The organism is Salinicola sp. V024 (genome assembly GCF_052645315.1).
Genome location: NZ_JBQXYB010000003.1, coordinates 228221 through 248009 on the forward strand (window position 1 = coordinate 228221; position 19789 = coordinate 248009).

Consider the following 19789-nt stretch of genomic DNA (forward strand, 5'->3'; position numbering starts at 1 on the left):
CTTGATCATGGCTCAACAGAAAGCCCAGAAAAAGGCCCACAAGATTGCCGTCATCGCCGGCGACGGCATCGGTATCGAGGTGGTTCCGGAAGGTCTGCGCGCGCTGGAGGCGGCCGCCAGGCGCTTCGATATCGAGCTGGAGTTCGAGCATTTCGAGTTCGGCAGCTGCGACTACTATCTCGAACACGGCAAGATGCTGCCGGATGACTGGTTCGAGATCCTCTCGCGCTTCGATGCCATCTTCTACGGCGCGGTGGGCTGGCCGGACAAGGTGCCGGACCATATCTCGCTGTGGGGCTCGCTGCTGCAGTTCCGGCGCCACTTCGACCAGTACGTCAACCTGCGACCCTGCCGTCTGATGCCGGGCATCAAGAGCCCGCTGGCGGGCCGTGAGCCGGGCGACATCGATTTCTACGTGGTCCGCGAAAATACCGAAGGGGAATACTCGAGCATCGGCGGCAAGATCTTCGAGGGCACCGAACGGGAAACGGTGATGCAGGAGACCGTGATGACCCGAACCGGCGTCGATCGGGTACTGAAATACGCCTTCGAGCTGGCCCAGAGCCGGCCGCGCCGGAAGTTGACCTCCGCGACCAAATCCAACGGCATCTCGATCACCATGCCGTACTGGGATGAACGGGTAAAAGCGATGGCCAAGAACTACCCGGACGTCAGCGTCGACCAGTTCCATATCGATATCCTGACCGCCAACCTCGTGCTGCATCCGGACTGGTTCGACGTCGTCGTCGCCAGCAATCTGTTCGGCGACATTCTCTCCGACCTCGGCCCCGCCTGTACCGGCACCATTGGCGTGGCCCCTTCGGCCAACATCAACCCGGAAGGCAAGTTCCCCAGCCTGTTCGAGCCGGTTCACGGCAGCGCCCCGGACATTGCCGGCAAGGGTATCGCCAATCCCATCGGCCAGATCTGGTGCGGCGCGATGATGCTCGAGCATCTTGGCTTCAAGGAAGCCGGTGACGCGATGGTCAGCGCGATCGAGGAAGTGCTGGCAAGCGATGACAAGTCCGCGCTGACGCCGGATCTGAAGGGAAAAGGCACGACCCGGAGTCTGGGCGAGCAGATTGCCAGAGCGATCGGTTGACGGAACGGCGGCGGCGATCTGGATCGCCGCCGCCTGCTATCTCACGCCTGTCTCGGGTGACCAGGCCTACAATGTCTGGGCGCGGGAATCATGCTTTCGCTGTCAAAGATCAGGTTCTCGATAGAGGCTCAGGCTCTCGATACAGGCTCAGGAATCTGCATACTCGGTCGCCAACGCGCAAGGCGGAACCGCCTCCTTGACGGATTCCTCGAACTGCGAGGAGAGCGATCGGATAATGTCGCGGTAGAACGATTTCAGCTCCGGCTTGAGCGCCTCTTCTGCTCGATGCTGATCGATATAATAGGCTGCTCGAACTCCATTGAACTGCTGAATATTCCCGACACGCAGAAACGTCAGCCCGAACCGCCCGAGCAAACGTGCCAGCCGCGGCTCCATGAGCGCCAACGCGTGGCGGCGTTGTATCAATGCAATCATGACGGTCGAGGCCAAATAGACGGAAACGCCTAATAGCGAGGAGACCTTGTAATCATGGTCCGTGATCGGATAAATCAGTTCTTCACTTTCCGGCCCGGCATGCCGCTTCCGGTAGCGGCCTAGAATGGCAGCGCGTGATACTTCGCAGATCAATTCCCGAGGCAGCACATCGGGCGTGAGCTCCTGATGACAGAACTCATCACGGGAATTCGATTCGATAGGCAACTCACCCAGATCACGACCGGGGTAAACCACTCGGATACAGGCGACGGCCTCCTGTGACTTTCGATGACGAATGAAACAATGAAGTGAAGATCGATCGAACTCGTCATATTCCAGTTGCCGCACCGGCTCTCCCGGCATGGCATGGCCGAACTCCAATGTATAGACCTGGTAGCGAAGGCGATACACGGACTGCTTGTCAGCCTCGGTCGTTGCCAACACAAATTCGAACTGCTGATGAAACTGCTCGTACAGACTCATCCAATCGCCCCATGATTAAAACAGCACAATCAATTATTATGAAATTGTTTAAAAAGGTTGCGGCTTTCCCAACCAGTAACCTTGAATATAATTCACACCATACTCTTTCAAGATAACATAAACTGCTTCGCGGTCGACAAACTCGGCCACCGTCTGCTTGCCAAAGCCTTTCGCGATTTCGACGATAGCCCTCACGATCATCTGGCTGCGCCTGTTTTCTGGCAGATCCTGAATAAAGGAGCCATCAATCTTGATGTAATCCACCGGCAATTGATCGAGGTAGTAAAAGCTGCTGAAACCAACGCCGAAATCGTCCAGAGCAATCGCACATCCCATATCTCGGATATCCTGAAGGATGCAGCGTGCCGTGGAAAAATCGGTAACCGCGGTCGTTTCCGTCACCTCGATGATGAGCCGTTGAGCGGCGACATCATTCGCCTCGAGCGAGGCTTTCAAGAAATCCGTCAGCGTTTCATCATGCAATGACTGGCCTGACACATTAATCGCCAGTCGCCGATCCGTACTGCCCCAGGATTTCATCATTTTCAGACTTTCCGAAATAACCCAGCGGTCGATAGTAACGATTTGACCGCTTCGTTCGGCAACCGGTATGAATGAGCCTGGCGAAACGATCCCTTCCCCCTCGGAGGGCCGCATTCGTAGCAGAACTTCATGATGCGTCACTTCAAGCCCTTCAACGTTCGCAATGGGCTGACCCCACAGTTCAAAGCCATTGTGCTCCAGCGCATGTCGGATGCGCTCTTCCCAGTAGACCCGTTCCTGTAATGCGCCTTTATCGGTTTGTGATGACAATAGATGCCAACGCTGCACCGGATCCTCTTTGGCGCGATACATGGCAAAATCAGCACTGGCCATCAGCTCCTTGGGGGTGGCGCCATGATCCGGATAAAGGGCTATCCCTATACTCGCAATGGCTCTATGTCGCTGTCCATCCACATTCAGGCTGATTTTCTCCAGACTCTGGGTAATGGTTTTAGCCAGAAAGACGGCTTGTTCGGGAGAGGCATTTTCCATCAAAATGGCAAATTCATCGCCACCCAATCTGGCGATCGTACCGGAATGGGTCAACTGCTTCTGAAACAGTTCGGAAATCATGACCAATAATTGATCCCCGGCCTGGTGACCACCCAACTCGTTGACCTCTTTGAAACGATCCAGATCCATGTAAAGCATGGCACCGTGCATATCAGAGACGACCGCATGAGTTAGTACTTCTTCAAAATATCGCCGATTATATAGCGCCGTCAGCGGATCCCTATTTGCCAGCCACGCCAGCCTCACTTCCGCGATTTTCCGATCAGTAATGTCCAGGCCAACCGATATCGTTGCCGTCTTGCCATGAGCCCAGGTACTCAGTGGCGTGTGATGCCAGGCAATCGTTCGACGTTCCCCATTCGGAGTCATCAGGTCGCTCTCCTGCTGACCGTCAGTGAACTCTCTTGCAAAGGGCAGGAAGTGGCCCGTAAAAGCACCACCCAACAGCTTCGACTCGGAGGCGTCGAGCAGCTCCATGGCGTAGTGATTCGTCATCAATATTTCGTCTTCACCACCATGCACGACGACAAGAACCTGAGCCGTATTCATCAGCCCACTAACCAGGTCTCTTTCCCGCTCGAGTTCGCCTACCTGCTTTCTCAGCATCTGCCCACGCGCGCTTACTTCATTCTCCAGACGTTCCAATTGATAGGAAAGCTCAATAGCGGTATCCGCCAACACATCGATTTCGTCTTGAGCCCGGCTCTCCGAGTGACGCGCTACCTGAGCCCTCAGCTCCTCGAACTCACCTCGAGCCAGTCCAGGCAAGTGCTGACTTAACAATCGAATCCGGAAAATGGGTTTCCAGAGAATGAAAAGAAGGAAAACTTCCGAACACAACCAACCCAGCAAGGCCACCAAAAAAACCACCCTGGTCATTGATTGAATATCTTCCAGTTGTTGGGTCACATCCTCAATCGACAGGAAATAGCCCGAGCTACTGGCTTGATTCTCACGCCCCGTCTTCAACGGAATGATGCTTGCCTCGTATTGGCGCCCCTGGTATTCGACGTTCTCCGGATTGACAGCCAATTCATCAACCGAGACCTTTTGAGAAATTTTCTTGATCACAGGCAATACGACATTCTGGTGCGTCAATGCCAGAGAGTAGGAGTTCCAGGCATGTATTTCGCGTTCCGAGTCGTTGCGCTCCTCAGATCCTTTGCGCCGGGTGAGCAGCGCGATATCCCCTCCGGAACTCCGCTGAAAATAGCTCATCACATCCACTAGCGATCGAGATACCATCAGGATTCCGGCATTTTCCCCCTGCACCAGGATAGGAACCGCGGCAAATTGCAGACAGGAGGTTGCACACAGCAGGAGATCGTTCGGCTTTTCAGACTCGACGACTTGTAATAACCAACTGATAGGAGGTGTTCTATCGGCACCCTTCATTCTTTCGCCGTAAAAAGCCAAAGGTTTACCTTGCAGATCAAAAATAGCCAATTCGTTGATACCGGCGTCCAGCTGCAGCGTCGGCCACTGATTCTGAAGCGACTTTGCTATTTGATCCGGGTCCAGCGATGACAAAGCCAAGTTGAGCGACCCCGAGGCAGCGGCTACAGCCGCCAGTTCCTTCAACCCGTTAGAGGCACTCTGCAAGGAAGTTTCTATTTGATGACGCTGATCCCTCTGACTAGCCTGCTGATCATTCTGAAACTGATCCATCAGACTCTTGTAGCTAATCCAGGTAATCAGCACAGCCAAGCCCAGCAGCACCAAACTGGTCAAGGCAAATGCGCGCCATTTCAGGCTGAGACGGTAAGGACGAGGGCTGGATTTTTTCATCAGAAGCTAAATGAGGTCTGTAACAGCAGCATGTTCCAATACTGGTCTGTATCTTTAGCTTCATTATCCTGTCTCGGTAACCAGGCGGTGCCATTGACATTGTGGAGCTCGGCCTGGAATCTCCAGTTTGGCGTTGCCTTCCATTGCACACCCACCGTCATATCCTTGGCAAATCGTGAATAATCCTCTCCTTGGCCGGCAGCCGCGTAGCGTCTTCCGTTTGGATCACTTCTATCGGTGACGGTATAGTCATACCTCAGCAGTCCTTGCCAGCGACTGGAGAACCGATATTGATACTGGACATATAGGCTCTCTCCATTTGCCTTTCCGTTATAGGGGGATACCTGGAAATCTTTCAGCTCTCTTTTTTGATATTCATATTCCGTCGTCAAGGTCCAGTTTTCGGCATTATATTGGAGAGACAATATGATTGGCTGAAAGACAAATTCCCCTTTCACCTGATGATTCTGTCTGGACTGGTAGTCGGATCTCACCTGGGCCATGCTCAGCGCTGCGTTGATTCGACCGCCATCGTGAGAATAGAGAATCTGCCCGATGGTAGAAAGCTTACCCTCTAGTGACGGATTACTGGGGGAAAGTGAAATCTCGGCATCGCTATTGATCTGAGGTATTCCCACGCCACCCTGTAAATAGATGGTGCCGTTGGAAAGTCGTTCCTCGTCATAGAGACTTAGCCCATCGGACGCGAGCCCTAGAGAACGGCTTCTATCGAAATAAATGGACTGAGGAAGCAGGATGCCGGGCCGGGTGGATGGTGCATCACGCGTCTGGTTATAAAATCCGAACGGGTTCTTGAATCGCCCCAGCTGTACTCCAAGCACCCTTCTTTCATCCGCGATCAGCTGGTAATCGACGACACCGTAATCGAGCTTGGGCTGCCAGCCGTCACTGTAGTTTCCCGCCTTTCGGCTGAGTATCTGTCCCGCGACCAGCAAATGATTGTAAGGGCGGAGCGACGCATTCAAACCCAGCTCGGTATACTCGAGGCTACCATTATCGTCACTGCTAGAGCCGAAAAAATTATTGTCGTCAGTCACGATGAGTGCCTGGCTCAAGAACCCATGAACCTGAAAGGTATCCGACCTTTCAATGGGGTAGGCATTAGCAGCCCACAGTATGGATACCGCCGTGTGAGCGACGATGAGTAAAGGATTCGATCTATTCAATGTCGAGCACCCGAACCTGATCATTCAGGCTTGATTGTTTGATATACCCGATACTGCCTGGTGTGGACGCCACGGATTCAAGCATCTCCGCCTCGTCCTCCACCTCATTGGGTGCCTGACCCGTTCCGGAAAATACCGCGCGATCCCAGGCTAATCGTAGTTGATGCGGATAAACTCCGAGAATCTTCTTCGAAAATTCTTCATGAACCGGATGATCATCGGGCAGGACAAAGACGTGTACCGCCTGTCCATCCGGCAGCGTCCTCTGACGCATCGCGAAGATTGCCCTGAGCGTTTCCAGGGGGAGAGACGACTGCTGCACGGTGCGATTGGCAATGACGATGACCGCCAGCTCGTCTCCACGACTGCTGAACGAAAAAAGCGCGAGCAGCAGCAGTCCACCGGTCAGCATCCGCCGCATGCGTCATGACTCCCTGACCCGCGTGCTTTTGTCATTGCCATTGTCAAAGACAAACCCCGATCCGAAATCGATTCAACCCAGAAAACACCGAACGACGACGCTTCAATTCATCGCGCAAGGTGGCAGATCGGGACGCCGACCGGGTCAGGAATGGAGGCAGCAACGGCTATTATCTCGCTGCGCAAACTGCAAGCGTTAACCTCCAGCAACACATCTTTTCCCGACCGCTACTTTTCCATTTACTACCCTGCCTGGGTCCCGCAATCCAGAGCTCACCCGATATCTTTAGGCCGCTGATTTCACAGCATACTCATGTCGTTGCAGTTCGCCCACTAGTCATATTAGTCATTGATGCCTTTTGGCGACAGTCGAGGAGGCAGCGTGTCGCGAAACGCATCAGTCACGCGCTCTCCGAAGCCGACTCATATCCATTTGCCGGACTTCCGTGATCCCGAGAAGGGCCATGTCCCGCGTGATCTCATCCTGCATCAAGCGAATCGCGTGGCTGACGCCGGCCTCGCCAGCGTAGGCGGCCGCGTAATTGAAGGGGCGGCCGAAGAAGACGAAGCGAGCGCCCAGCGCGAGGGCCTTCAGTACATCGGTGCCGCGTCGGAAGCCGCTATCGATCATGACGGGGAAATCGCCGACCGCATCGATCACCTCCGGAAGCATTCGTAATGGAGCAACCGTACCGTCCAGCTGCCTGCCACCATGGTTGGAGACGATGATCGCATCGGCACCTTGCGCCTTGGCCCGTCTGGCATCCTCTGGATGCAAAATGCCTTTGACGATCAGGTTACCCGGCCAGCGTTCCCGCACCAGCGCGAGATAATCCCAGTCGAGGTGCGTACGGCCGGAGAAGTCGCGATTGACGTGACGAGAGATGACCGGGATACCCCGAGTCGCGTGATTATTCTCGAAATGCGGAATGCCATGGTGACGAAGCGTTCTGTAGAACGTGCCATAGAGCCAGCGCGGCTTGACCAGGCCATCCAGCGCCAGGCGAAGACTGGGACGAATCGGCGATGAAAATCCGCTGCGCCGATTGTTGTCGGGGTTGGGGGGAACGGGATAGTCGACGGTGATGACGAGGTTGCGGAAGCCGGCTCGCTCGACACGGGTGATCAACGCTTCGATGCCCGGCCTGTCTCCCGGCAGATAGGCCTGGAACCAGTCAGTGCCATCGGTTCCGGCCACCTCTTCCATCGGGATCAGCGACGAGCCGCTCATGATCATTGGCACATTGGCCCGAGCCGCTGCTTGCGCCAGCGCCAGATCCCCCCGATAGGCGGACAGTGCACTGATGCCCATGGGAGCAATACCGAACGGGGCAGCATAGCGTTTGCCCAGCAGTTCGGTGTCGAGCGAAATGCGGGAGACATCGGTCAGCGCCCGCGGCAGGAAACTGTAGTCGTCGAAGGCCGCACGATTGGCAGCCAAGCTCTTACCATCTTCCGCTGCGTTGGCGACGTATCCGTGAATCGGCCGCGGAAGATGGCGCTTACCGGCGCGCTCGAGATCCAGGAAATTACGTATGCGAGACAAGCGGCGTTGTTGGCGCGTCACGGGTGATCCTTATCGCAGGAGAGAGACATCGAGGATACGAAAGCGACGATTACCCTGCGACTCCTGGCATCGCGAAACCGCGCTGCGCCAACGCGGCCAGCAATTTGTCGCGCTGGCTGTCATCGAGCGAGACCAGCGGCGGCCGCAAGCGGTCCCAGATGGAATCACCGCTGAAATGCGCGGTGGCGGCCTTGAGCGCCGGGATCATCGGCACGCTTTCGAAGATATCGCGAATCTCATTGAGTGCCTGCTGCCGCGCATCGGCGTCTTCATCCTGCCAACTGGCGCCCAACGCCGAGATCGCGCGGGGATTGACGTTGGCCGTCGCGCTGATGCAACCGGCGCCACCGGCCCGCAACGTCGGCAGCAGGAAGCGTTCGCTACCGGCATAGACCTTGAAGCCTTGTGATCCGAAGGCATCGATGACGGCCTGAGTATTGGCCCAGTCGCCCGAGCTGTCCTTGATTCCCGCCACGACCTCGGGATAGCGCTTCAGCAAGCGCTCGATAAGACCCAGGCCGATCGGCACCTGCGCCACCGGCGGGATATGGTAGAGATAGAGCCGCAGCCGCTCGTCGCCGACCCGCTCGATCACCTCGCAGTAGAACCGGAACAGCCCCTCCTCCGAGACGCCCTTGTAATAGAACGGCGGCAGCATCAGCACACCACCGACGCCCTGCGCCACGGCATGACTTGTCAGCGCCACGCTGTCGGGTATCGAGCAGCAGCCGGTCCCCGGCATCAAACGGCTCGTGTCGAGCCCCGCCGCGACCAGGTGATCGAGCAGCTCGCGGCGCTCCGGCACCGACAGCGAGTTGGCCTCGGAGTTGGTGCCGAAGATTGCCAGACCGACATCGTTGGCCATCAGCCAGCGGCAATGATCCACGAAGCGCGCGGCATCCGGGGAGAGATCATCGCGAAACGGCGTGATGACCGGTGACAATACGGTACCGCAGGGCGCATTCGGCGACATGGGCGCAGACCTCAAGTTGGGCAAATGAAATAGACATGTGGCAGGTAGTCAGAACGGCGGGCCAAGGCCCGCCGTTGTCACTATCGATCGCCGCAAGTTGGCGGCCGACTCAGGTTATCGATCGACTCAGGTTATCGATTGATTCAGGACCACGGCTCGGCGGCATAGCGCGCCAGCGCTTCCTCGTCGAAATTGAACCCCAGCCCCGGCGTCTGCGGCAGCTGCAGTCGTCCGTCGCTGAAGGTCAGCTGCGTATCGATCAGTCTACGGAAGTTAAGCACTTGATCGTCGGCAAAGAATTCGACGAAAGGCGCATTCGGCGTCGAACCGACCAGATGCACGTGAAGATCATGGAACCAGTGCGGACAGATTTCCACGCCGTAACTCGCTGCCGTGGCCGCGATACGCCGGAATTCGGTGATCCCGCCACAGACCGCCGCATCTGTCTGCAGGATCATCGCCGCCTCCTTGTCCAGCAGCTCCTTGAAGCGCCAGCGACCGGCTTCGATCTCGCCCGTCGCCACCGGGATCGGCGTGCGCTCGGCCAGACGGCGATGGTTGTCGATGTCGTCCGGGCTGAACGGCTCCTCGATCCAGTAGGGCGAATAGGGCTCGGCCATCCGCGCGAAGGCCAGGGCCGAAGGCAGATCGTGCCAGGCGTTGTTGGCATCCATCATCAACAGCACGTCAGGGCCGATCGCCTCACGAACGGCCGCCAGGCGCGCCTCTTCGCCGGCCAGATCTTCGCGCCCCACTTTCATTTTGACCGCCTTGAAGCCCTTGTCGACATAGCCAGTCATTTCCTCCGCCAGCTTGGCCGGTGTCTTGCCGTCGAGGTAATAGCCGCCGCTTGCGTAAGCCGCCACACTCTCTTCGTCGCTGGCGCCGAGGAACTTGTAAAGCGGCAGGTTGGCAGCGCGAGCATTGCGGTCCCACAGCGCCACGTCGAGGATGCTTAGCGCCCGCATCACCGAGCCGGTGCGCCCATGGAGCAAGCTTTCCTGATACATCTCCTGCCACAGGCCTTCGACGCGATGGGTGTCCTGCCCCATCAGAACCGGCTTGAGCAGATCGCGCACCGCCTGCGTCACCAGATGGCCGGCGTTATTGCCTCCATAGCAGAAGCCGATACCGCTGACGCCGTCGTCGCCGGTCACCTTGACCAGCGCGTAATCGCGCTTGAATACCTGACGATTGGAAAAGCTGGTCGGGTTGTCCAGCGCGACATTGACCGTACGCGCCTGTACATCGGTAATTCGAGTCATCGGTCATCTCTCCGGGTGGTTGGCATGCCGAGGCATCAGTCGTGTTTCAGGCGACGCTTGAACGGCACGCGCAGCCAGCGAAAGAACGGTGTCGCCTGCAAGATCGACAGCAGCGCGAGGATCAGCAGCACGGTGGCGATCGGGCTCTCCAGAAACACGCCGAAGCTGTCGTTGCCGATCAGCATCGATTGCTGGAAGCTGGTCTCCATCACCGGACCCAGGATCAGACCGATCACCATCGGCGCAGGAGATACTCCGGCCTTGCTCATCCAGTAACCGAACAGACCGAAGCCGAGCATGAGTCCGACATCGAACAGGCTGTTGTTGATGGCGAAGGCGCCGATGATGCACAGCGTGAGAATCGCGCAGGCGATGAAGCCATCGGGGATCTTGGTCACCGACACGCTCATCTTGGTGAACGCCAACCCCACCACCAGCAGCGCGATGTTGGCGAGAATCACCGCCCAGATCAGGGTGTAGGTGACATCGCCGTAATCGGTCAGCAGATTGGGGCCCGGCAGAATGCCCTGCACCATCAACGCCCCCAGCAGAATCGCAGTGGAAGAGCTCCCCGGGATTCCGAGTGCGATAGTGGGAATCAATGCGCCACCGACCACGGCATTGTTGGCGGCCTCCGGCGCGGCGACCCCGGCGATCTCTCCCTTGCCGAACCGGCTCTTGTCCTTGGCGAAGCGCTTGGCCTCGTTATAGGCAAACCAGCTGGCCGTATCGCCACCGGTACCTGGAATCAGCCCCACGATGATACCGATGCCGCTGGAGCGCAGGATATTGGGCATCAGCTGCTTGATGGTGCTCCACCGCGGCATCAAGCGATCGGTGATGCGGCTCGCCACCTTGCCACCCTGGTGCGAATTCTCGATCAGGGTCAGCGCCTGGGGCACCGAGAACAAGCCGATCAGCGCCACCGTAAAATCGATCCCGCCGAACAGATTGATCTGATCGAAGGTCATCCGTGGCGTGCCCGTCGTCAGATCCATCCCGACGGTACTGAGCAGCAGACCCAACCCGCCGGAGAGCAGTCCGCTGATGACCGAGCCCTGGGCCAGCGAGCCGATGATGGTGATGCCCAGTACGGCGATCGCGAACAGCTCGACCGGACCGAACTCGAGCACCAGCGTGCCGAGGAGCGGCGCCGCCGTCAGCAGCGCGATGCCACTCAGCAACCCGCCGAAGAAGGAGGCGAACAGCGACACCCCCAGCGCTTCGCCGGCACGGCCCTGCTGCGAGAGCGGAAAGCCGTCGAGAACGGTGGCAGCCGCCGACGGTGTACCGGGCGTGCGCAATAGAATCGCGGCGATGGAACCGCCATAGGACGCCCCCACATAAAGCGAAGCCAGCATGCTCAGCCCGGTCGCGGGGTCGAAGCTGAATGTCAGCGGCAGTAGCAAGGCCAACGCCATCGTTGCCGACAGCCCCGGCATCGCCCCGACGAACAATCCCAGCAGCGTCCCGCCAAGGATGCAGGCTATGTTGTTGAAGCTGAGCACGTTGGTCAGCCCGATCATCACCAAAGAGGAATCCATGCGCGTCTACTCTCCTGCGCTCGATTTGAGCAAGGTGGGCCGCCGGTTGTGACGAGTGCTTACAAGCTGTCTTTGATGAGCGCTTATAAAAAGCTTGGCAGCAGTGGAATCGGCAAGCCCAGGAACTGCACGAACACCAGACAGATCATCGCGATCAGCACCGCGCCCGCGATCAACGCGAAGGTCCACTTCACCGTGCGCAGAATCGCCAGCGCCAAGGCCATGAACAGCGCCGTGGCCAGCACGTAGCCGAGTGTCGTCATCACCGCGACGTACCCCACCGCCAGCAGAAAAATGGCAGCGACTGCGGTCCAGCGCTTGGGCGCCGGCGGCACTTCGTTCGCTTCGTCCGTCGCTACGGATTGATACGCTTTAGTGCCTTCTGTCTCGCGAAAAGCCGAGGCACGGCGCTGCAGACGCAGCTCGCTGGCGACCATCGCCAACGACAGCAGCGCCACGGCCACCGAATAGATCATCGGCATCTGGGCGGCGGCTCGAGGATATTGGCTGGCATCGAAGAAGAAGACGCCGGCCACGACGATGCCGAACAGACCCAGCAGCAAACGACTGACATTCATGACGCCCTCCTCCTCGATGGTTCGTCAGCCGCTCAGCGGCCGACCTCGTCCTTGACCGATTCCCAAATGTCGCGGTAGTCGCTCTCCATCTTGTCGATCATGGCGCGGTAGTCATCGCCGGTAACGACGTCGAGATTCATGGCCCGTTTTTCCGCCTGGGCCTGGAAATCGGGATCCTTGGCCAGGGTCTGGAACGCTTCGATCAGCTGCTGACGAGCCTCGTCGGGGATACCCGCCGGTGCGCTGTAACCGCGCGAGGAACCGGCCACCACATCGACGTCCTTTTCCTTCATCGTCGGCACGTCCGGCAGGCTGGTCAGCCGCTTCTCGGCAAACACCGCCAGTGCCCTGAGATTGCCGGACTCGATCTGGCCGTAGACGTTGCCCACGTTGTTGAAGCTGGCATCGATTTTGCCGCCCATGGCCGCCGTCGCGGAGGGGCCGTCACCCTGAAACGGAACCTTCTTGAACGACAGACCCTTGGCCTGCTCGAGCAAAATGGTGGTGAAGAAATCGTCTCCCCCCACGCCGGAATTGCCAATGGTAACCGTGCCCGGGTTCTTCTCGGCGTCCTCGAGCAGGTCCTCGATGGTCTGGTAAGGACTGTCGGCATTGACCACGACGATGCCCGGGTCGGTGACCACATTGGCGATCGGGGTCAACTCGTCGGTGCTGTAGGTAATGGCATCGTTCATGATGTAGTTGGTCATCAGCATCGGCGTATTGGTGATGCTGATGGTGCCGCCATCCTTGGGCGACTGCTTGGCCAGACGCGTCCAGGCAATGGCACCGGTGGCGCCGGGCATGTATTCGTTGACGAAATCGACGCCGAGGATCTCGCTCAGGCGCGGCTGGACCAGTTGCGCCAGGGCGTCACTGCCGCCCCCCGGTTTGAATCCCTGCAGTACGGTGACTTCATCGCCTCCCACGTAATCGGCGGCTTGCGCCAGGGGAGACAGACTGATGGCCATGGCGGTGATCGTCAGCCAGTGGCGAAGGGCTTTGGCGTGCATGATCGATTCCTCTCTGACGGAGTCTGGTTATCGTTATCGTGCTTATTCGTTGTCGTACCTGTCCTTGTCGTACCTGTCCTTGTCGTACCTGTCCTTGTCGTACCTGTCCTTGTCATGCCTGTTCTTGCCGTGACTGAAAGAACGTATTAATTTATCGATCATATTGTCAATAATATTGACGCCAATAGAGACTAAAGCACTAACGTCCTACAAAACGGCGCTAAAAGCTGAAAAACTGGCATCATCCGAGAGGTTGACGCAGCAGAATCGATTCTGCACGTTTCGATCATGATTCTTGGTGGGAGTCGTGCCGAAGCGCCACTTGCCCCACTCCGATCGGCTGCAGACAATGGCCGACAGATCGACGGGAACTTCATCATGACGGGAAACGCTCATGCCAAAGCGAGACATCGCTAAATCGACCATCCCCGCTAGCGGTCAGCGGCTCGCCGACGAGCGTGCAGAGGCGACTGCCGAAGCGGTCAGCGTCGCCGATATCGTCTCGGCCATCGAAGAGGACATCGTGCTGAATCGGGTGCACCCGAAAGAGAGACTGGTCGAAGAGGACCTGATGCAGCGCTTCGCCGGCAAGCGCCACGTGGTGCGCCAGGCGCTATTTCAGCTCGAGAACGCCGGTCTGGTGGAACGGATCAAGAATCGTGGCGCCTTCGTCAAATCCTACACACCCGAAGAGGTGGAAGGGATCTATGTCATGCGTGAGCTGCTGGAAGAGGCCGCCGCGGATCGCATCCCGATGCCGGCCCCGCCCGCGTTGATCGATGCGCTGACCGCCATCCAGTCGCAGCACGGTGCGGCGGTGGAGAGCGGGGATCTGCGTGCGGTGTTCCATCACAACATCGCCTTCCATCGCACGCTGTTCGCGGCCTGCGGCAACGACTATCTCGCGGACACGATCAACGAGTTCGCGCAGAAGGCCCACGCCATTCGTTTCATCGGCACCACCGATCGCCAGGCGATCCTGCTGGCGCGCGATGAGCACCTCGCCATGATCGACGCGCTCAAGCAGCAGGATCGTGCCGAGCTACACCGCCTCTGCTACCAGCATCTCCAGCCCTCGAAAGAGCGTTATCTGCATCTCTACCGGCTCCGGGAAGGCGGCTGATACGAGTGATCGGCCTCGAGGCCCGCCATCACTTCGGCACCCGACGCTGGATGTTCGGCGGGCGCAGAAAGGTGAAATCGCAACCCTGATTCGCCTGGGTGATCTGCTCGAGAAACAGCTTGCGATACCCTCGCTCGGCGGTCAGGGCAATCGGTCGCCAGCCTTCCCGGCGCCGGGCGAGTTCCGCGTCATCCACCAGCAGCTCCAGTCGTCTTTCGCTCACGCTCAGGCGAATCCTGTCACCGTTTTCGACCAGCGCCAGCGGCCCGCCCAGGGCGGCTTCGGGCGTCACGTGCAGCACGATCGACCCCGCCGCCGTGCCACTCATCCGACCATCGGAGATTCGCAGCATGTCGCGCACGCCTTGGCGGGCCAGCTTGCGCGGGATCGGCAGATAACCTGCTTCGGGCATCCCCGGTGCCCCAACGGGCCCGATCCGTTTGAGCACGAGAACGTCCTCCGCTGTGACGTCCAGCTCCGGGTCGTCGATTCGCGCCGCCATGTCCTCGGCGTCTTCGAACACCACCGCCCGGCCCTCGTGCTCCATCAGTCCGGCATCGGCCGCCGACTGCTTGATGATCGCGCCATCGGGCGCCAGGTTGCCGCGAACGAAGGCGATCCCGCCGGCCGGATAGAGCGGCGAGTCGAAGCGATGCACCACCTGCTGTTCGAAAGCCGGCACGGCATCGATCTCTTCTCCCAGCGTGCGCCCGGTCACGGTCATGGCGTCCAGGTGCAACAGCGGTTTCAGTTCGCGCAGCACGGTCGGCAGCCCGCCGGCACGATGCAGATCCTCCATGTAGTGCTGACCCGACGGCTTGAGATCGACCAGCACTGGCGTCTCGCGGCTCATCCGATCGAAAGCCGCCAGGTCGATATCGATGCCCATGCGTCCGGCGATGGCCGTCAGGTGAATGATCCCGTTGGTGGAACCACCGATCGCCAGCAGCACCCGCAGCGCATTCTCGAACGCCTTCTCGGTCAGGATCCTGTCCGGCGTCACGCGCGTCCTGGCGTTGATCACGGCTTGTCTTCCGGTCGCCTCGGCGACGCGCATGCGATCCGCGGTCACCGCTGGCGGCGAGGCGCTGCCCGGCAACGCGATGCCCAGCGCTTCGCTGATACACGCCATGGTGCTGGCCGTGCCCATGACCGAGCAGGTACCGACACTGCCGACCAGTTTGGCGTTGACCTCTTCGATCTCCTGATCGTCGATCTCCTGGCCGCGATACATGCCCCAGTATCGACGACAGTCGGTACACGCGCCCACACGGACGCCGCGGTGGCCGCTGGTCAGCATCGCGCCGGTCACCAGCTCGAGCATGGGCACATTGGCGGAAGCGGCGCCCATCAACTGGGCGGGCACCGTCTTGTCGCATCCGCCGATGAGCACCACCGAATCCATCGGCTGGGCGCGGATCATCTCCTCGGTATCCATCGACATCAGGTTACGCAGGTACATGCTCGTGGGCGTGGAGAAACTCTCGGCGATCGAGATGGTGGGGAATTCGATCGGCAACCCGCCCTCCAGCATCACCCCACGCTTGACCGCCTCGATCAGTTGCGGCGCATTGCCGTGACAGGGGTTGTAGCCGCTGCCGGTATTGACGATACCGACAATGGTGCGATTGAGCGCATCGTCGCTGTAACCCGCCCCCTTGATGAAGGCCTTGCGTAGAAACAGCGAAAACCCGGCGTCGCCGTAGTTCACCAGGCCCTGATTGAGCCCGGTCTGCCGCTCGTCGGCCGGGATGTCTTTCTGCCCGTCGTGCCGCTCGTTACTGGCGTCGTCTGCCATGGCATCCTCGTCGTCATAATTATTGATAATATTATTGACACAAGTAACCACAGTTGAGACATCATGGACATCCGACTTAAGCCGTAACTGCCCTCGCACGAGGATAATCGTGAAGGATTTAGCAGCCGCTGTTCATATCACCTAACCTTATCTGTGGCAGCGGCCCTGACCCGTTGCCGACACCCGCCAGGACCGCGAGACAAGGATGAAGAAGATGACGCTTTTTGAAGACCTGCGTGAAAGTCACGACAAGCAGCGCCGCCTGCTGGACCTTCTGGTCAAGACCCACGGCGACAGCGAAGGCCGCGACGAGCTGTTCAAGCGTGTGCGCGCCGAACTCGAAAATCACGCCGTCGCGGAAGAGCGTGCGCTGTACATCCCGATGATGGAGCACGATATGACGCAGGAGAAGGCGCGTCACAGCGTTGCCGAGCATCACGAGATCGACGAGCTGATCGAGACGCTGGAAGAGACCGAGTACGACTCTCCCGGCTGGCTGGCCAGTGCCAAGAAGCTTCAAGATCTGGTCAATCATCACCTCGATGAAGAAGAGCAGGAAGTCTTCCAGCTGGCAGGACGCGCCCTGAGCGACTCGGAAAAAGTCTCCCTGGCCAAGACCTATCGGCACGAGATGGAAGCTCGGGAAGCCAGTTGATGAACTTACCGCCCCTCTCGGGGCGGTCGTTATTGCTCACGACGAAAGGAATCGACGATGTCCCATGACAAGGTCATTTTGATCACGGGCGCTTCGAGCGGCATTGGCGCGGCAACCGCGAAGCTCGCGGTCGAGGCGGGCTACCGCGTTGCCCTGGCCGCTCGCAACACGGACAAGCTCGACGCCTTGGTGGCTTCACTCGGCGAAGAACGCGCGCTGGCGCTCAGTTGCGACGTGACCTCCGCCGAGGATCAGCACCGGGTCGTGGCGCAGACTCTCTCCCGTTTCGGGCGTCTCGACGGGCTTTTTGCCAACGCCGGCATGGGCGGAACGCCCGGCGGTTTCAGCGGCGCCGATGCCGAGGTGTGGAAATCGATGATCCTGACTAACGTCTACGGCGTCGGTCTCTCGATCCAGGCCGCGCTGCCGGCGCTGCGCGAGAGCCACGGCCACGTGCTGCTGACAGGCTCGGCCGCCGGGCGTACCACCATCGCGGGCTCGATGTACAGCGCCACCAAATGGGCGGTCACCGGTATCGGCCACAATCTTAGAGAAGAGCTGCGCGGCTCGGGGATTCGCGTCACGCTGATCGAACCCGGCATGGTAGACACGCCGTTTTTCGATTCGCCGCCCGAACAGGCGCTCGAAGAGCAGGATATTGCCAACGCCGTGATCTACGCCTTGAGCCAACCGGAACGGGTCGATGTCAACGAGATCCTGATTCGGCCGACACCGCCGCGTGACGATGCATGACGACACGGACACCTGAGAAGTTGCCGAATGGGTAGAGAATGCAACTTTTTCTCATCGCGGAACTCTCAGCAACAGCCGTAAAAGGAAAGATATTCATGCTGTTGCCGACCAAAGCCCCGCGTTACCCCCGTCTGACCTGGCTCGCGCCGTTCACGTTATTGGCCGGCTGCACCGGCGTTCCCGAGGGAACGCAGCCCGTCGACGACTTCCAGATCGATCAGTATCTGGGCCAATGGTACGAGATCGCCCGTCTCGACCACGGTTTCGAGGAAGGGCTCGAGTGCGTCACGGCGGAGTACAGCCGCCGTGACGACGGCGACATTCGCGTGATCAACCGTGGTTACGATCCGGTCGAACAGCGCTGGGAAAGCGCAGAAGGCCGCGCCAGCTTCGCCGGAGACCCTAATGTCGGCCATCTCAAGGTGAGCTTCTTCGGTCCTTTCTACGCCGGCTACAGCGTGCTGTCGCTGGATGACAGTTATCGGCATGCGCTCGTCGCGGGGCCGGATCGAGACTACCTGTGGATACTGTCACGCGATCCGACGTTGGACGAACCCACGTATGCGGCTCTGATCTCCCAGGCCCGCGAACTCGAGTTCCCGGTCGATGAACTGGTTCAGGTCTCCCAGGATCCGGACGATTGCCAGCGATCCGGTAATCTTGGAGAGGTGTCCGGCCGAACCTGAAGTCGATAGCCGCAAAGAATGTCTTTGCGGACCCGATGCTCATGCTTTGGTCGACGTTCAAGGCTCCTATCTCGCACTCCCTGACAGGCGTTCTATAGTGCAAATAGCACCCTGAGCCTGGAGCCGCCCAATGACTCTCGATCGTCGACAGCTACTGCGCAACTCTGCCTTGATCGGCGCATCCGTCGCCTTTTCGCCCAGCCTGCTGGCCCAGACGGCAACCGAGCCTCCCGCTCGCTATCCGGACGAGGCGTGGCAGGTGCTGGATGATCGCTTCAAACCCTATTATGTCTTCAATACGCCGCTCGAGCGCCACTGGTCGGAAGGGCTGTGGCTGGAGGGACCTGCCTGGAACGCCGTCGGGCGCTACGCCGTGTTCAGCGATATTCCCCGCGCCCGGCAAATGCGCTGGGACGAGATGACCGGTCAGGTCAGCCTGCTGCGCGAAGGCGTCGGTCACTCCAACGGCAACGCCTTCGACCATCATGGCCGTCTGGTCGCCTGCGAGCATTCCCCGGCGCGCGTCGTACGCTACGAGTGGGATGGCACCACCACCGTTCTCGCCAGTCGCTTTCAGGGCAAACCATTGAATGCCCCCAACGACCTGGTGATCCTGCCCAACGACGGCGTGATCTTCACCGACCCCGGCTATGGCGCCCATGTCGATTATGAAGGCGAGAAGCGCCCGCTGGAGGTCAAACCGGCGATCTACTACGCCGACGACACGCTGGAAGCGCCGAAGCTGCTGTCCGACGAGCTGGGCAAGCCCAACGGCATTGCACTGTCCGGCGACAAGCGTCAGCTCTACGTCAGCGATACCGCGCCTTCCCATTTTCCGGATCGGCCGGCCACGGTGTCACGCTGGGCGCTCTCCCAGGACGGCCAGTCGCTCAGCAACCGCGAAACCGTGGTGTCGAGCCAGGACAGCGAAACCTACGACGGCATCACTCTGGATCAGGACGACAACCTGTGGGCGGCAGTCTCCGGCGGCGAGGGTCATGACGGCGTCTCGATCTTTGCCCCCAGTGGCGACCGCATTGGCCGCATCCTGCTGCCGGAGGTGTGCGCCAATCTGTGTTTCGTCGGCGAGCATCGCAACCGGCTGCTGATGACCGCCAGCCGTTCGATCTACACCCTCTATACCGGAACTCGCGGGCTTGCTTGAAGCCTGACGGACACCTGAGCGAGTCGTGCATGACCCTGGCAAGCCCGCGAGACGGGCGGGCCTGTCGGATCACGCTCCTCGAGACGCTCGCCGTAGCAGAAGACAGGAACGAAGACTTCACGGCCGACAATGTCGAGAGCCGGGGTTTCATCACCTGGGTTTCATCACCTGGGTTTCAAGATCGGACCGCTTTTTTTC

Annotated in this window: 17 protein-coding genes; 6 read left to right on the top strand and 11 right to left on the bottom strand. The window is 59.2% G+C overall.

What is annotated here, in order from left to right:
* Positions 1–7: 7 nt before the first annotated feature.
* The gene (locus ACUN9V_RS06935; protein ID WP_445510853.1) at positions 8–1102 is read left to right on the top strand and encodes a tartrate dehydrogenase; all 1095 of its coding nucleotides are present in this window, start codon (positions 8–10) and stop codon (positions 1100–1102) included.
* A 147-nt stretch (positions 1103–1249) separates the two neighbouring features.
* Here ACUN9V_RS06935 and ACUN9V_RS06940 read toward each other — a convergent pair whose 3' ends face one another.
* The 10 genes from ACUN9V_RS06940 to ACUN9V_RS06985 all read right to left on the bottom strand — a co-directional run bounded on the left by ACUN9V_RS06940 (position 1250) and on the right by ACUN9V_RS06985 (position 13411).
* Entirely contained in the window at positions 1250–2020 is a 771-nt protein-coding gene (locus ACUN9V_RS06940; RefSeq protein WP_445510854.1) for a PEP-CTERM/exosortase system-associated acyltransferase, read from the bottom strand.
* A gap of 48 nt (positions 2021–2068) precedes the next feature.
* Positions 2069–4864, bottom strand: a complete 2796-nt coding sequence (locus tag ACUN9V_RS06945) for an EAL domain-containing protein (RefSeq protein WP_445510855.1) — start codon at positions 4862–4864, stop codon at positions 2069–2071.
* The gene (locus tag ACUN9V_RS06950) at positions 4864–5922 is read right to left on the bottom strand and encodes a hypothetical protein (RefSeq protein ID WP_445510856.1); all 1059 of its coding nucleotides are present in this window, start codon (positions 5920–5922) and stop codon (positions 4864–4866) included. Before ACUN9V_RS06950 ends, ACUN9V_RS06945 begins: the two co-directional genes overlap by 1 nt.
* A gap of 121 nt (positions 5923–6043) precedes the next feature.
* Positions 6044–6472 (bottom strand): hypothetical protein, encoded by a 429-nt coding sequence (locus tag ACUN9V_RS06955; protein WP_075561002.1) that lies wholly within the window; start codon positions 6470–6472, stop codon positions 6044–6046.
* Positions 6473–6868: 396 nt separating this feature from the next.
* The gene (locus tag ACUN9V_RS06960) at positions 6869–8038 is read right to left on the bottom strand and encodes an alpha-hydroxy acid oxidase (protein ID WP_445510857.1); all 1170 of its coding nucleotides are present in this window, start codon (positions 8036–8038) and stop codon (positions 6869–6871) included.
* 49 nt (positions 8039–8087) lie between these two features.
* Positions 8088–9011, bottom strand: coding sequence for a dihydrodipicolinate synthase family protein (locus tag ACUN9V_RS06965; RefSeq protein WP_445510858.1), 924 nt, complete (start codon positions 9009–9011; stop codon positions 8088–8090).
* 143 nt (positions 9012–9154) lie between these two features.
* Positions 9155–10276 carry a mandelate racemase/muconate lactonizing enzyme family protein gene (locus ACUN9V_RS06970; RefSeq protein ID WP_075560999.1) on the bottom strand — a complete coding sequence of 374 codons (1122 nt, stop codon included), beginning with the start codon at positions 10274–10276 and terminating at the stop codon, positions 9155–9157.
* A gap of 35 nt (positions 10277–10311) precedes the next feature.
* Positions 10312–11820: a tripartite tricarboxylate transporter permease gene (locus ACUN9V_RS06975; protein WP_445510859.1), complete on the bottom strand. Its 1509-nt coding sequence runs from the start codon at positions 11818–11820 to the stop codon at positions 10312–10314.
* An 83-nt stretch (positions 11821–11903) separates the two neighbouring features.
* A complete protein-coding gene (locus ACUN9V_RS06980) occupies positions 11904–12398 on the bottom strand; it encodes a tripartite tricarboxylate transporter TctB family protein (RefSeq protein WP_110692441.1) in 495 nt (164 codons plus the stop codon).
* A gap of 32 nt (positions 12399–12430) precedes the next feature.
* A complete protein-coding gene (locus tag ACUN9V_RS06985; RefSeq protein ID WP_445510860.1) occupies positions 12431–13411 on the bottom strand; it encodes a tripartite tricarboxylate transporter substrate binding protein in 981 nt (326 codons plus the stop codon).
* 394 nt (positions 13412–13805) lie between these two features.
* On the opposite strand from ACUN9V_RS06985, the gene ACUN9V_RS06990 reads away from it, so the two are divergent.
* A complete protein-coding gene (locus tag ACUN9V_RS06990) occupies positions 13806–14534 on the top strand; it encodes a GntR family transcriptional regulator (RefSeq protein ID WP_083941383.1) in 729 nt (242 codons plus the stop codon).
* A 28-nt stretch (positions 14535–14562) separates the two neighbouring features.
* On the opposite strand, the gene ACUN9V_RS06995 is transcribed toward ACUN9V_RS06990, so the two are convergent.
* Positions 14563–16332 carry an IlvD/Edd family dehydratase gene (locus tag ACUN9V_RS06995; RefSeq protein WP_445510861.1) on the bottom strand — a complete coding sequence of 590 codons (1770 nt, stop codon included), beginning with the start codon at positions 16330–16332 and terminating at the stop codon, positions 14563–14565.
* 214 nt (positions 16333–16546) lie between these two features.
* On the opposite strand from ACUN9V_RS06995, the gene ACUN9V_RS07000 reads away from it, so the two are divergent.
* From ACUN9V_RS07000 to ACUN9V_RS07015, 4 genes are all read left to right on the top strand, one after another.
* Positions 16547–16987, top strand: coding sequence for a hemerythrin domain-containing protein (locus tag ACUN9V_RS07000; RefSeq protein WP_445510862.1), 441 nt, complete (start codon positions 16547–16549; stop codon positions 16985–16987).
* A gap of 57 nt (positions 16988–17044) precedes the next feature.
* Complete coding sequence (locus ACUN9V_RS07005) at positions 17045–17740, top strand: SDR family oxidoreductase (protein WP_110692437.1); 696 nt, start codon at positions 17045–17047, stop codon at positions 17738–17740.
* A gap of 95 nt (positions 17741–17835) precedes the next feature.
* The gene (locus ACUN9V_RS07010; RefSeq protein ID WP_445510863.1) at positions 17836–18426 is read left to right on the top strand and encodes a lipocalin family protein; all 591 of its coding nucleotides are present in this window, start codon (positions 17836–17838) and stop codon (positions 18424–18426) included.
* Positions 18427–18556: 130 nt separating this feature from the next.
* Positions 18557–19591: an SMP-30/gluconolactonase/LRE family protein gene (locus ACUN9V_RS07015; protein ID WP_445510864.1), complete on the top strand. Its 1035-nt coding sequence runs from the start codon at positions 18557–18559 to the stop codon at positions 19589–19591.
* Positions 19592–19789: the final 198 nt, after the last annotated feature.

Bases quoted from the DNA above. Each gene is read 5' to 3' on its own strand.
- ACUN9V_RS06935 (WP_445510853.1), top strand. From the start codon at position 8: ATGGCTCAACAGAAAGCCCAGAAAAAGGCCCACAAGATTGCCGTCATC.
- ACUN9V_RS06940 (WP_445510854.1), bottom strand. From the start codon at position 2,020: ATGAGTCTGTACGAGCAGTTTCATCAGCAGTTCGAATTTGTGTTGGCA.
- ACUN9V_RS06945 (WP_445510855.1), bottom strand. From the start codon at position 4,864: ATGAAAAAATCCAGCCCTCGTCCTTACCGTCTCAGCCTGAAATGGCGC.
- ACUN9V_RS06955 (WP_075561002.1), bottom strand. From the start codon at position 6,472: ATGCGGCGGATGCTGACCGGTGGACTGCTGCTGCTCGCGCTTTTTTCG.
- ACUN9V_RS06965 (WP_445510858.1), bottom strand. From the start codon at position 9,011: ATGTCGCCGAATGCGCCCTGCGGTACCGTATTGTCACCGGTCATCACG.
- ACUN9V_RS06970 (WP_075560999.1), bottom strand. From the start codon at position 10,276: ATGACTCGAATTACCGATGTACAGGCGCGTACGGTCAATGTCGCGCTG.
- ACUN9V_RS06975 (WP_445510859.1), bottom strand. From the start codon at position 11,820: ATGGATTCCTCTTTGGTGATGATCGGGCTGACCAACGTGCTCAGCTTC.
- ACUN9V_RS06980 (WP_110692441.1), bottom strand. From the start codon at position 12,398: ATGAATGTCAGTCGTTTGCTGCTGGGTCTGTTCGGCATCGTCGTGGCC.
- ACUN9V_RS06985 (WP_445510860.1), bottom strand. From the start codon at position 13,411: ATGCACGCCAAAGCCCTTCGCCACTGGCTGACGATCACCGCCATGGCC.
- ACUN9V_RS06990 (WP_083941383.1), top strand. From the start codon at position 13,806: ATGCCAAAGCGAGACATCGCTAAATCGACCATCCCCGCTAGCGGTCAG.
- ACUN9V_RS06995 (WP_445510861.1), bottom strand. From the start codon at position 16,332: ATGGCAGACGACGCCAGTAACGAGCGGCACGACGGGCAGAAAGACATC.
- ACUN9V_RS07000 (WP_445510862.1), top strand. From the start codon at position 16,547: ATGACGCTTTTTGAAGACCTGCGTGAAAGTCACGACAAGCAGCGCCGC.
- ACUN9V_RS07005 (WP_110692437.1), top strand. From the start codon at position 17,045: ATGTCCCATGACAAGGTCATTTTGATCACGGGCGCTTCGAGCGGCATT.
- ACUN9V_RS07010 (WP_445510863.1), top strand. From the start codon at position 17,836: ATGCTGTTGCCGACCAAAGCCCCGCGTTACCCCCGTCTGACCTGGCTC.
- ACUN9V_RS07015 (WP_445510864.1), top strand. From the start codon at position 18,557: ATGACTCTCGATCGTCGACAGCTACTGCGCAACTCTGCCTTGATCGGC.